Origin of the sequence: Sporosarcina sp. BP05 (assembly GCF_014282005.1) — a bacterium.
GTDB lineage: Bacteria > Bacillota > Bacilli > Bacillales_A > Planococcaceae > Sporosarcina.
Genome location: NZ_JACFTD010000002.1, coordinates 240,792 through 252,990, shown reverse-complemented (window position 1 = coordinate 252,990; position 12,199 = coordinate 240,792). Strand labels below are relative to the sequence as shown.

Genomic DNA, 12,199 nt, shown 5'->3' with positions numbered 1-12,199 from the left:
CTTATCTTACATTATATCTGAAGGTCATCACTTTTGTGGAATTATGTATAAATACCTATGAATTTTACATTCTATTAACTATGTATTTACGGATTATCAAAAAACAAAAAGCAGTAGGATGTGATTAAATTAATCACATCCCACTGCTCGTTTTCATTAAGTTTTAAAATAATTACTCTATTTTACATATACCCCTTCTCTTTAAGCGAAAGAAACTTATGATCACCAATAATCAAATGATCCAAAAGCTCCACCCCCATCACACTACCTGCTTCAGCCAATCTCTTCGTTACATCCACGTCCTCAGGTGAAGGATCAACTGTGCCGCTGGGATGATTATGCAGACAAATTATAGAAGCCGAACTATGTTTCACAGCTTCCTTGTACACCTCCCTAGGATGTACAATCGAGGAATTTAAAGAGCCAATGAAAATGGTCTTTTTATGAAGTACTTCATTTTTCACATTTAGATACAAAACCACGAAATGCTCCTGCGTTAAAGATGTCATTTCTGCCATCATATACGACGCTGCATCCTCTGGGGATCTGATTGTATAGCGAGATTCATTCTTTCCAACGTTCCGTACCTTTTTAGCTAGCAGCATGCCCGAATGAACTTTCAAAGCTTCATTATGTGTCATGCCTTCCTCTTCCAATTCAGAAACGGTCATTTCGACTAAAGTTCTTAATCCACGGCCTGCTAAACGTCCTGTAATTTCAGGCGTTGAAGATGGTCCGATTAAGACAGCAAGAATGTCCTTTAGCTCAATGACTGCTTCAGAACCGATTGCATCATATGTTGCGACTGCTTCACGAGCAGATGTAATATATTTTTTAGTATTCATTTTAGTTGTCCCTTCTCACACAAAGCTAGCGCCGAGTGGCACTAGCTTTCATGTGCCACTCATTCCTACCCGGTGGAGGGTTTTTATGTTATAATCAATCTACACTGTTTTAAAGAATCACTTTTTACGAGACGAGAATCTTCTTGTCTCTTTTTTTTCGCCCATTTTTGCTACAACTGCATCATCCCAACCCAATTTCTTTAGGTTAGAAGCAGTAATGTTTAATACTTTCCATGGATTGACACCTTCAAGAACCATATTCTGCGCTAATTCTTTGAGCCCCTCTTCATTGAAACTCCACGATGCAGATAGGGTATAATCCCAAATCACGTCACCGGTATCAACAGGACCATTTACATCAACGAACGCTTTTAGTTCTGCTTTCATTGCTTTTAATGCTGCTTCGACACGTTCAATTTCTTTACCTAAAACTATTGCATGATCCATGCTTTTAACTTCTTCTGTCTTTGCTAGTACCATGATTAAACTCCTCCTTTAAATTCCTATATTTCCGCTCCCAATAACTTTTACATCACCTTTTTCAATGGCTAAGAAAATATCATGAATATCGGTAAGTAAATCTAGCTTTTCAACTTCTCCTTTGTCATTTAGTTGGTAGATACCGCCAAACTTAAAGACAAGAAATTTCCTCTCCTTCTTTTCATCTACATAACAGATGAATGATTTCTTTGTACCTCCTGTTTTAACATTGGAAATAAGACTATCTAAATGTTTTCCAACCATTTCAATCACTCCATTTCTTTTTATTTTTGAAAACAAAAAAAGCCGACGTCATCCCGAAGGAATCAATCAGCTTTTAATATATATCACGCAAAAATGCGGAAATACCCATATGAATATGCTCGAAAGCAATTTTGTGACGTACAATAACATCTGCCTATCTTTTCTCGAAACGAGAATGCAAAGGCTGCAACATTTGTGTCGAATCTCCTTTTATAAAGTGAAAAGGTGTAACGACTTTCATCAAAATGCGATGACTTGGAAACTAAAAGAATATAGTTTAAGTTTATCAAATCGAAGTAGGCGTCGCAACACTTTGGAAAATAAGTATCAAGTAAACCCGATATTTATTTGTTTCATATGACCTAATAAAGAGAGAAGCAAATCGAAAACTTTATGTTTATACGATAATAGTACAATAATAGTACAAATATTTTAAAATGACTTTAGTTTAAATTAGCCAGGATGAATTACAGCATTAAAATTGCCAAATACTAGCACATTTAGGCTTATGATGGTATTCGGCAAATTACAGATGCTCCTAAGACATGATTATCTCGACTACTTACGATATTTTCAATGATGATATTACCACCTAGATCATCACAGATTACTGACTGTGCTATATATAATCCTAGGCCTTGATGTTTATTATGTCGGCTTGGATCATCGGTGTAGAAAGCCTCCTTTGCTCGTCTCTGACTTTCTTCCGAAAAACCACGACCGTCATCCAACACGGTGAATTCGATAGTACCTTCTACGTTGTCATTGATGGTCACAGTAACCTTTTCTCTAGCCCTTTCTGTTGCATTAGCTATGAGATTCATGAATGCCCTTTTTAGTCTAGTTCTTTCACTACGTAGCATAATCGGATCATGAAGTAGATTTTTCCATTCCAGGCTCTTTCCATCTAGCAAAGTTAAAGAGCGTGCTTCCTGCTGTAACTCATTAAATATTGTTCTTACATCGATTTTTACTTCTTCTCTTATCTCTGTATCCAATTCCGTTAAACTCATGGCATATTCACTAAGATGCTGTGCGCTTCCGATAATATCTTCAAGCATGCCCTGTATTTCTGGGTGTAGATCCATTTCCGTTATTAGTTCAGCATTACCTTTAATAATCGTTAACGGTGTTTTAATATCATGTCCAAGAGCTTTGACCTGTAACTCTCGTTTTCTTTGTCCTTCCCATGTTTGTTCTAATGAAAACTTTAATTCATCTCTCATTAAATTAAGGCTTTGAGTGATATCATTTAACTCTTTGAACTCGGTTTCCTTACTAATAAAGTCCAAATTATTCAGTTTAATTTCATTCACGTTTTCCTTTATCAATCCCATGGCATTGGAAAGTCTCATCGCGTATCTTTTAACAAAAACCAAAACAATCAAAACGGAAGCTATGAGTATTGAAGTAATCAATACAATTTCAGGATTTGGAACATACTTCCTCATCCAGTCATTTTTATACATCATTTTTATAGGATAGGATACTAAGAGAATCTCATCGTTTCGTTCGAATGCTTTAAAATACCATCCCTTTTCTAAATAGAAATCCTGCTTCTCGTAGTGATTCCACACCATCTGGGGATCAACTATACTACCATAGAGAAAATCTCCTGAACTATCAAAGACTGCATATTGATTAAATGGTAGAAGCATTTCTTCCCTAACCTCTTGCTTCTGCTCAAGTTCATGAGCATTCTTTGACAAATGTAATTCACTTGCATCTGCAGGGTATAGGGAACCAAAGCCAGATGAAACTATAAAAAATAAGGCCGCAATCCAAATGAAAATCAGACAAGCAGCAAGTAGGAAAGTGAAGCGCAACAGAAATAAGTCAATCCTCTTTATTCTTCCCACTTATAACCAATCCCCCAAACTGTAACAAATGGATTGATATCAAAGTTATCGAACTTTCTTCGGATGTTCTTAACATGTTCTGTAATGACAGACTCATTGCTGTCCCGATCATAACCATATGTGTCGATAAAGATTTGCTCACGGGAATAGGTTCTTCCGGGATGCATTGCCAATAACTTAAGGATCATGAATTCACTCTTTGTTAACTCTACTTTTTGATCCTTTACAAAAACTCTTGCCCCTGAAAGGTCAATCCGAATAGCTCCCCGAAAAATAGAGTGTTCTTTCGTTCGATTTTCTCGACGAAGGTGAGCATGCACTCTTGCTCTTAATTCAGATATAGAAAAAGGTTTTGTTAAATAGTCGTCGCCACCAATGCCAAGACCAGTAAGAATTGATTGTTCTTCCTCCAAAGCAGAAAGAAAAATAATTGGACAATCTACTTTCTTTCTGATTTTTTCACACAACTCAAATCCGTCCATATCAGGCATCATGATGTCGAGCAGAATGAGTTCAAAAGATGTAATGTCCACCGATGAAAGTTCATCAGGATTGTCAATTATGGTAACAGTCACATCTTGCCCTAAGAATGCTCGTTGGATAAGCTTTAAAATTCCTATATCGTCATCAATAGCAAGTATTTTATTCATCGAAAGCTCCTTTAATCATCGGTATTTTCACCTTCCCACTTTTTAAACCATATGAAAAAAATAATGAGTGAGATACAAACGATCACAGCGTGAGTTGTGGCGCTATTTATTAAAGTTTGTCTAATTTGACTTAGAGTGCCGACATCTGTTGATTGGTTATATTGCATATAATAGGAAATATAACGGACTGTCCAGCTGCTTGGTGCGAATGTCTAGAAGCCTTCGCCCAAGCCAGTCATAAAAACAGCTGCAATTAAGCTTTCAACCAAGCCCAGTGCAATGGAGTAATTTCTTGAAAATCGAAGGTCCACAAACCAATGTACGAAGTATAACAATAACACGGTTAACATGATAATGGACGTGGAAATTAGAAAATACATCACATCATTGGACGATTGATTTTGCAATTTCAGTCCGGTAACAAAAATCAAAATAGAGCAAGCAAGTGAAAATGTACCCCAACAAAAAAGCCTGAGGATTTTCACAGCGATTATTGTGTTTTTATTAGGTATACCAGCTAGTAAAGAGACAAAGCCATTCTGACGTTCTTGATCAACTGCGATTGATACGACCACGGAAATCATAAATGGAAAACTAATCGCAAGTAATTGAATAAAAGCTGTCCATTTTGTTTCAAAGTTAACTTGGGAAAAACCGTAATACCAAAGAAAAAGGAAGGAAATTGCAATAGGTATAAAAAGATGTAGCCATACACTAGGAGTTCTTCTGATTTTGACTTGTTCAGCTCTCCATAAATGAATCATCTGTTTCATCGCTCAGACTTCCTTTGAAGCAGTTTGCTCCCTAACCATAAGCTAACAAACCAGTAGCAAATTGAAATAAACAATGATGAAAATATTGCCAGAATGGAAATCGAGTCCATTATTCCATTATTAGGTAGACCATTTGGCAAAGTATTAACAATTGTAGTCATAATAACAGCTGGCGTAATAAAGGGATTCAATTGCCAGATTGGGAACTGAGCGTATAGCATTTGCATCATCTCTGTGCCTATAACTATACATATGGTTACCAAAAGTGATGGTAGATAAAGCATAAGTAATCCACACAATGGGATTAAAAACAAATAACCAAGCCAAGTTACAAATATCGCTGAACTAATTTGTATCCAATCGAATTCAGTCGGCAAAACTAATGTTACTATCAGAAGCAATGAACAATAAAGAACCGATGAAATGAACATTATACATCCTGCAACCGTAGATTTTGCAATAAAAAATTTTCCCATATGAATCCTGCTTAGAAAAAGTGGTTGAAATCCATGTTTTTTGTCCAATGAACCAAATATAGTCGAGCAGACAAGCGCAGTTAATAAAGGATATAAAAGAGTGTACCACCAATTCATAGAATTCTGCACCAGAAAACCTGATGCCAGTATTCCTGATACTATGACAGTGAAAAAAGTTATACCTATCACTAGTTTAGAGGTGGAAGTCCTCTTTAGTTTTATTGCTTCAAGTCTCAATGTATTAAGCATGAATCGGTCCTCCTTGCCTAATAATTTCCTTAAATCTACTTTCTAAATCTTCATTGGGATCAATAGGGGCTTCATATAGTAAATTTCCTTGATGGAGGATCCCAATATGTGTAGCAACTTGTTGTACTTCAGAAAGGTTGTGTGATGACAAGAGGACTGTTATTCCTTGTTCTGGGAAAGATCTTATCAATTCTCTTAACTCCTCTATTCCCACAGGATCCAGTCCATTGGTCGGTTCATCTAGTATTAGAAGACGGGGTTCTTTCAGTAGGGAAATCGCAAGACCAAGACGCTGTTTCATTCCCATTGAAAACTTCTTTGCTCTCTTTTTACCAGTGTTTGTTAATCTTACTGTCTCCAACACTTTCGAAATAGATTGTTTGTTAGAGATATTGTACATTAAGCGATAAACTTCAAGATTCTCCCATGCTGTTAAATTAGGATAGATTGCAGGATGTTCAATTAACGCACCAATATCTAAAATATCTTCTCTTTTCCAAGGTGCATCTTGATAAACGATTTCGCCAGAAGTAGGACGTGCCAATCCCGCTAACATTTTCAAAAGTGTTGATTTACCAGCTCCATTAGGCCCTAACAACCCATAAATAGATCCTTCTTCAATATTAATGGAAACTTCATTATTGGCTTTCTGGTTCTTATAGGCTTTTGTTATTTTCTTTGTATTAATAATATATTTACTCATCTTTATTACCTCCTTCTAATAAGGAGTATAAAGGTCATTTCTAAGGATTCTATAAGATTCCAAGAAAATCTATACAGATTTTTTGTATATTCGAAGCAATATAAAAGGATTGTTGGACAGTAACTATTTAAACAGCGGTCTTTTTTGAGTATTAACGTACTAGATTTGAGGTGTTAAAGAAACATGCGAGCTCATTTGTGAGATGAGTAGATACGGGGGTGGACGTAATACACTTAAATAAGGGGTATACCAGAATCAAGTGTGCGATTAGGGTATAGAGATTTTTTCAATGCAAGAAATCTGTATTAATTGTTGGATCAGTAAATATTAAAAAGTTTGTCAAACAAAGATAAATCAAAGAAAGAAAAATAAATAACCGGTTGATGTTCTAATCGGTTTTCTATTTAGTGTATTAATTAGAATTTTGCGCCTGAAAACCGAAGAGCTTAAATTTCTACTCAAAGAGTATTCCTATTTTCCTTACCTAGACTTAATCCAACCAAATACGACAGGGTTGCAAGGTCACCCCCTGCACCTATAATTACGACTCCTTCAATTATTGTAATCATAATCATGTAAATACCTCCTTCCACTTTAATTGAACAAAGAAAAACACCGAAGGGATTAATCCACATCGGTGCTAATCTTGTTCTGTATTCATCTTTTAATAACAACTAAACTTTCTATAGCATTCAATTGCAAACGGACAATGTCTACAATTACTAGAAGGTGTTGATAGGAATAACTTTTCCGCTTCTTCTGGTAATAAGTCTAAAATCTCCCGTTTGGAATTGATTTCATTCGCTACGCTTAAAGCCCACTTTCTTGAATCTTCCATATCAGTCTGATTAAAAACGTATTTGCTCGCTCTCCTGAACCGGAGAAAATATAAGCTGCCTTCAACATGTGTTCTGTTCCTTAATTGACCTACAGCCCATGCGTACAATCCTATTTGATGGTTGTCCCGAACATCGTATCTCACTCGATTTGATTTCCAATCAACTATCTTACTTCCGTCTGGTGACATAAGATCAATATAACCTTGCAACATTGGGGCTGAATCTGCATCGGATAAAGGGAGTTGAAAATGGATCTCAGTCTGCCCCATATCTGTTGTTAGCGGTGCATGACTTACCAACTGCGATAATTCATCCATCGTTACTTCTGGATGAAACTCGGCTTCAATCATGCCATTTAAAACGGCTTCTGAATGAGACACCCCATTGATTTTATCTTCGACTGCTTTATGAACACCCTTTCCTAATGCTAAAGGGTATGTCGTTGGTTCTTCGTATCCTTCAATGTATTTCTTGAAGAATCGATACGGACAGGTTGTGTAAAGATTTAAACGTGAAAAAGAGTAAATCAATATGATCCCTCCTTTCTTCTTTCTGTTTTCAAAAACAAAAGGAGACTGGAAACCCAATCTCCTTCTACTAAAATTCCATCAGAACGGCAGATCATCATCGCTTACCGCAATAGGACCTCCACCCGTTTCGAATTGATTACCATTTTGATTTTGAGTGCTACTGTTGCCAGCATACGGATTGGGTTGCTTCTGGTAGCTGCCTTGTTGTTGATTCCCTTGACCTTGTGGTTTCGGTTCTAGGAACTGTACAAATTCAGCGACTACCTCTGTCACGTATACACGGTCTCCTTTGTCATTCTTGTAATGGCGAGTATTGATACGACCATTCAACGCAGTCTGACTACCTTTTTTAAGATAATTCGCTGCATTTTCAGCAGACTTTCTCCAAATTTGAACCATGATGAAATCAGCTTCATTTTCACCATTGGCATTTTTAAAGGGGCGATTCACAGCAAGGGTAAAGTTGCAGACAGCCACACCATTTTGCGTGTATTTCAATTCTGGCTCTTTCGTTAATCGGCCTACTAGGCTTACGTTATTCATACTGTTCTCCTTTTCTCGCAACTGTTTTACAGCTACGTCCCTATTTCTCCTCCGTAAAGGGTGACGGAAATTTTAATTAGCAAAAGACATGTTGTCATTCACGATTGATTCTTTTTTATGCGTATATTTTATAGGGATTTTCTTTTTATCCATTTCTAGCAGGTAATAGAGAAAAACGACGTTGTACACGACTTTATCCATTTCAAAGTCATAAGTGGATAACGATGCTTTCCAAGCTCCTCGTGCTATTACGGTTCCTTCTATAGCCCAAGCGGAACGTTCTTCTTCATCTTTCACGTATTCAGCCAACAGTTGATTGAACAACAAATAAATCCGTGTTTTATGACACGACTGAATGACATATTGAAGAAGTTCATTTTGGCGTTCATTTTGGCGTTCAGTTTGATTTTCAATATGAGCGATCACCATGAACAAGGCAAAGTGTTTTACCAGCTCTCCATGCTCATATTTTTTCCAATCTCTTAAAACCGATTCTCGATTCTTTTTGAAATCGTTACGATCTTTTCGTTTATATTCAGCCCATCCGATTAATCGAAGCTGACGTGCATTTAAACTTTCAGCAGCATGTACTGGTTTCTTTCTTTTCCCAAAATACTTTTCACGTACTTTGTTATAAGAAAGACCTGACAACTTTGCTTCGAAGTCTAAAACGCCACCGGAAACGCCACAGTACCAACATTTGTACACTTGATCTTGTGTATTTAAAGATAGGTAAAACTTATTACCTTTTCCAGGCTTAGAATCTTCTTCGCAAAACGTGCATTTGCAAAGCGTCTCCTTTTTACCGTGATACCGAGGATTGAACGTTAGTCCATATTCCTCGGCAACTTTTAGGATCTCTGGGAGCATAATTAAGCACTCCTTTTATCTGCATCTTCCAATTTCACGAAAAACGTAAATCCATTTTCGATGCGCGTCTGCATTGCAAATTCGCTACCTTCGGAAAGATGCTTCGTTTTCTCAACCGCTTCTTGACCTTGTGCAAAAACCATAGATTGCTTTTTATCCGCTATGTTTTTCACATACATTTTCGCAAAAGATACGCCAGCTGGTGTTGTACCTAGTTCGTATTTTTCCATAATGAATGCTCCAAGTGGTTCAGCAGATTCAGAAACTAATTGCTTTTCATTTTGAACAGATTCTGCTTGTTCGGGCGCTGATTCAACTTGAACATTTTGTTCTTCCATTTGAACCAGAGTGAACGTTTCAAGAAAATTAAAGCCACTTTCATTTTTGATTACCAATGATAATTCTGTTCCCATTTGAACATGACTCAGAGATTCAATTATTTCTTCTTTCTCTTTTACCAAAACAAGACTTACTTCACTGCTTGCTTTGTTCATTACGTTTAATTTTGCAAACGGAACATTTTGTGGACTTACGCCTTTTTCAAAACTTTGTAGGATGAATACCCCTTCGACAGCGTTTTCCTTTGGCTGTTGAATAGGTGCTTCAGGAGTCTGTTGATGCTCAACCACTTCGCTTTGTTTTTCAGGGGCTGGATTAGACTGGTTCGGAATGTCTGCATTTCCACTATTACCGTTATCGTTTTCTTCAAGCGACATTTCCTCACGAGTGTACAAACCACCTAGTGGGAACTGACGACGAAGTACAAATACCTCTGCTATTTTTTGAATCATAGCGGACGGCATCTTGTCCCAAACATTTTTATTACCATACTTCGAGTTAAGCTCTCCTGAATTCGCTTGAAAGTACTCCAAGAAATCAACGAACACGGCTACAGGTCTAAAACGCTTATGATGCATCACTGCATAGGCACCAAGAATGGAGCCACGTTTCTGACCGAACTCATGCCGCACACTTCCCTCTGAAGGAATGAACTCGAATGTATCGCCTTCTCTGACTACGTTAGCGTTGGGAGGCCCTACATAGCCTTCTTGTGTAGTCGCTACACGAAGCAACCCATCGCGAGTAGTAATGAAAGATGTATTCGGTCCATTCTTCGTTTCATAACGTTGAAAAACGATGTCACCAAGCAAAGGATTCAAGCCGAATGTTTCACACACTTCAATAAAATGATTCGCCTCTTCTTGAGTTCCATTTGCTGGCTGAACAAACCGATTCCAAATCAACGACTTCTGTTCGTTTGTAAACGTAAGTACTTTTTCCACTTAAACCATCTCCTTTTGTATTTTTTATAAATAAAAAAGCCGACTTCACCCATAAGGGATCAATCGACTTTTATGTAACCCACAGTAACTGAAAAAGAAAGTTGTTTTGTTCTCATGTCATTTCTTTGCAGCACTCCTTTCAAATTTTAATATTAAAAAAGCCGATGTCACCCATAGCGGGATCAATCGGCTTTTAAAATATATATCACGCAAATAATGCGTAAGTATTTAGTGTGCATAAAGCAGTTTTGTGACGTGAAACGTCTGCCTGACTTTTCTCAAAGAGCATGAAAATACAAAGGCTAAACATTTGTGTCGAATCTCCTTTAGTAATGAAACAAAGGCTTAACGACTTTCACCCGGGAAAAATGGTGACGTGAAAACTAATGAAATATGTATATATTATATCTAATTGAAAAAGGGATAGCAAATTGATTGAAATCAACATCCATATTTCCGGACAAAAAAAGCACCTTAAGATGCTTTTCGATTGCCTTATGATTGTAACTTTGTCCCTTTTTACAAGGATTCATTACTAGAATGATTTAAAAAATATGTAATCACCATTTAGCTCTAAGCTTAGCACGATTCTTCTTCGTCAAATAGCCCAAAAAAGGATTCTAATAATACTTGTAATTCCACTTTTTTATCATCTGAAATATCACCTTGAAGCTCATAAAGTTCTTTTTTTAGAATTGGTTGACTCAGCTGCAATTGTAATAAACAATTTTCCTTTACATTGTCATTTGCTTTATCTAGATTTAAATCATAATTTCTTTTCAAATCCACTCTTGTGGAAAGTGGGGAAACAGTAACAATTGGACAAAGGGGGTGGTGGTTTTCAGGGTTGTTTGAAGTTACCACCACCCAGCGCTCTTCATGTACTTTTCGGGTTTGCAAATGGTCTATTTGTGGAATTACAATCTCACTATCATTCAATAACCAAACCTGCCCAAAAGAAAAACTTCGGTCATCGAAAAAATCCCTTTTACTCTGATAAGTTTGACTCGACAATTATAGCCCTCCCCCTTGTATCCTCAAAATTGCTATACTGATTTAGGAGATGACCATAATACTCTTCATCAGAGCCTCTTTCCCTTTGTTGTGCTTTTAATCTTCTTCTAGCTTCCTCTTTTTGTACACGGGTGGATTTAAAAACAGGTCCTGTTTTTGACATATCCAACACCCTTCCCAAAATTTTGCTACCAACAAGTTCTTCTTCCTTTAATATTTCCACCATTGGTGGGGTCGAATAAGCGAAGTTAATAACCCCGTCATAACTTTCATTCCCTAATCTGTCCAAAATAAAACTTGCCACAAATTCTGCTTGCTCTGGTAAATCATATGAATCAACTCTTGGTTGCATGACAAATTTATGTCTGAAAGACAGTCGACCATAATAATTTTCAATCCTAGAAACTTGAATTATTCCCTCTTCTTCAAGCCCGGAAACAGCTTCTAGAACCATTGATTCGTTGGGTCCATAATGATACCGATTAAACTTTAAATCGGTAAGTTGCTTCCCATACATTTGGTAAAAGTAATATTCGAACGAATAAACATATTTCATAATTTCAGTTCTACCAAGTTCCTTTTCAGAATTAGTCAGAAAATAAGTCAACAAGGATTTCAATTCATTAATGGAAGATGACGGATTTTTTTCCCCTTTATACATCAATGTCATATTCATTTTTCTCCTCCAGTATCTCCATAGTACCTCTTTTTATACGATAAAATACGATCAATAGTAACCCTAAGTGTATAACTTCTATATCTAAAGTGTCAATACCTCCAAAAAGCAAAAAGATCTTCCACTCAAAATTTTGTATTATTAT

14 protein-coding genes are annotated in these 12,199 nt (G+C 36.8%); all 14 read right to left on the bottom strand.

The window, feature by feature from the left end; translation table 11 throughout:
* Positions 1-182: 182 nt before the first annotated feature.
* The 14 genes from radC to H2672_RS03000 all read right to left on the bottom strand — a co-directional run bounded on the left by radC (position 183) and on the right by H2672_RS03000 (position 12,054).
* The gene (gene radC / locus H2672_RS03065; protein WP_186668803.1) at positions 183-845 is read right to left on the bottom strand and encodes a RadC family protein; all 663 of its coding nucleotides are present in this window, start codon (positions 843-845) and stop codon (positions 183-185) included.
* A 117-nt stretch (positions 846-962) separates the two neighbouring features.
* Positions 963-1,325 carry a hypothetical protein gene (locus tag H2672_RS03060; protein ID WP_186668801.1) on the bottom strand — a complete coding sequence of 121 codons (363 nt, stop codon included), beginning with the start codon at positions 1,323-1,325 and terminating at the stop codon, positions 963-965.
* 15 nt (positions 1,326-1,340) lie between these two features.
* Positions 1,341-1,589, bottom strand: coding sequence for a hypothetical protein (locus tag H2672_RS03055; protein ID WP_186668799.1), 249 nt, complete (start codon positions 1,587-1,589; stop codon positions 1,341-1,343).
* 506 nt (positions 1,590-2,095) lie between these two features.
* Positions 2,096-3,448, bottom strand: coding sequence for a sensor histidine kinase (locus H2672_RS19865; RefSeq protein ID WP_186668797.1), 1,353 nt, complete (start codon positions 3,446-3,448; stop codon positions 2,096-2,098).
* Positions 3,436-4,098: a response regulator transcription factor gene (locus tag H2672_RS03045; RefSeq protein ID WP_186668795.1), complete on the bottom strand. Its 663-nt coding sequence runs from the start codon at positions 4,096-4,098 to the stop codon at positions 3,436-3,438. Before H2672_RS03045 ends, H2672_RS19865 begins: the two co-directional genes overlap by 13 nt.
* A gap of 212 nt (positions 4,099-4,310) precedes the next feature.
* Positions 4,311-4,871, bottom strand: a complete 561-nt coding sequence (locus H2672_RS03040; protein WP_186668793.1) for a lantibiotic immunity ABC transporter MutG family permease subunit — start codon at positions 4,869-4,871, stop codon at positions 4,311-4,313.
* Complete coding sequence (locus tag H2672_RS03035; protein WP_186668791.1) at positions 4,868-5,596, bottom strand: lantibiotic immunity ABC transporter MutE/EpiE family permease subunit; 729 nt, start codon at positions 5,594-5,596, stop codon at positions 4,868-4,870. Before H2672_RS03035 ends, H2672_RS03040 begins: the two co-directional genes overlap by 4 nt.
* On the bottom strand, positions 5,589-6,299 hold the full coding sequence (locus H2672_RS03030) for a lantibiotic protection ABC transporter ATP-binding subunit (protein ID WP_186668789.1): 711 nt from the start codon (positions 6,297-6,299) through the stop codon (positions 5,589-5,591). The genes H2672_RS03035 and H2672_RS03030 overlap by 8 nt, the downstream gene beginning before the upstream one ends.
* Positions 6,300-6,963: 664 nt before the next feature.
* Complete coding sequence (locus H2672_RS03025; RefSeq protein ID WP_186668786.1) at positions 6,964-7,668, bottom strand: PD-(D/E)XK nuclease family protein; 705 nt, start codon at positions 7,666-7,668, stop codon at positions 6,964-6,966.
* Between the two features lie 78 nt (positions 7,669-7,746).
* A complete protein-coding gene (gene ssb, locus H2672_RS03020; protein WP_186668784.1) occupies positions 7,747-8,211 on the bottom strand; it encodes a single-stranded DNA-binding protein in 465 nt (154 codons plus the stop codon).
* A gap of 72 nt (positions 8,212-8,283) precedes the next feature.
* Positions 8,284-9,081, bottom strand: coding sequence for a hypothetical protein (locus H2672_RS03015; RefSeq protein ID WP_186668782.1), 798 nt, complete (start codon positions 9,079-9,081; stop codon positions 8,284-8,286).
* Between the two features lie 2 nt (positions 9,082-9,083).
* Positions 9,084-10,364, bottom strand: coding sequence for a RecT family recombinase (locus H2672_RS03010; RefSeq protein ID WP_186668780.1), 1,281 nt, complete (start codon positions 10,362-10,364; stop codon positions 9,084-9,086).
* 579 nt (positions 10,365-10,943) lie between these two features.
* Positions 10,944-11,378 carry a type II toxin-antitoxin system PemK/MazF family toxin gene (locus H2672_RS03005; RefSeq protein WP_186668778.1) on the bottom strand — a complete coding sequence of 145 codons (435 nt, stop codon included), beginning with the start codon at positions 11,376-11,378 and terminating at the stop codon, positions 10,944-10,946.
* Entirely contained in the window at positions 11,353-12,054 is a 702-nt protein-coding gene (locus H2672_RS03000) for a type II toxin-antitoxin system antitoxin SocA domain-containing protein (protein WP_186668776.1), read from the bottom strand. The genes H2672_RS03005 and H2672_RS03000 overlap by 26 nt, the downstream gene beginning before the upstream one ends.
* Between the last annotated feature and the right edge of the window lie 145 nt (positions 12,055-12,199).

Excerpts from the sequence above, each read along its gene's own strand:
- H2672_RS03045 (WP_186668795.1), bottom strand. The coding sequence starts at position 4,098 with ATGAATAAAATACTTGCTATTGATGACGATATAGGAATTTTAAAGCTT.
- H2672_RS03000 (WP_186668776.1), bottom strand. The coding sequence starts at position 12,054 with ATGAATATGACATTGATGTATAAAGGGGAAAAAAATCCGTCATCTTCC.
- ssb (WP_186668784.1), bottom strand. The coding sequence starts at position 8,211 with ATGAATAACGTAAGCCTAGTAGGCCGATTAACGAAAGAGCCAGAATTG.
- H2672_RS03035 (WP_186668791.1), bottom strand. The coding sequence starts at position 5,596 with ATGCTTAATACATTGAGACTTGAAGCAATAAAACTAAAGAGGACTTCC.
- H2672_RS03015 (WP_186668782.1), bottom strand. The coding sequence starts at position 9,081 with ATGCTCCCAGAGATCCTAAAAGTTGCCGAGGAATATGGACTAACGTTC.
- H2672_RS03040 (WP_186668793.1), bottom strand. The coding sequence starts at position 4,871 with ATGAAACAGATGATTCATTTATGGAGAGCTGAACAAGTCAAAATCAGA.
- radC (WP_186668803.1), bottom strand. The coding sequence starts at position 845 with ATGAATACTAAAAAATATATTACATCTGCTCGTGAAGCAGTCGCAACA.
- H2672_RS03055 (WP_186668799.1), bottom strand. The coding sequence starts at position 1,589 with ATGGTTGGAAAACATTTAGATAGTCTTATTTCCAATGTTAAAACAGGA.
- H2672_RS03030 (WP_186668789.1), bottom strand. The coding sequence starts at position 6,299 with ATGAGTAAATATATTATTAATACAAAGAAAATAACAAAAGCCTATAAG.
- H2672_RS03060 (WP_186668801.1), bottom strand. The coding sequence starts at position 1,325 with ATGGTACTAGCAAAGACAGAAGAAGTTAAAAGCATGGATCATGCAATA.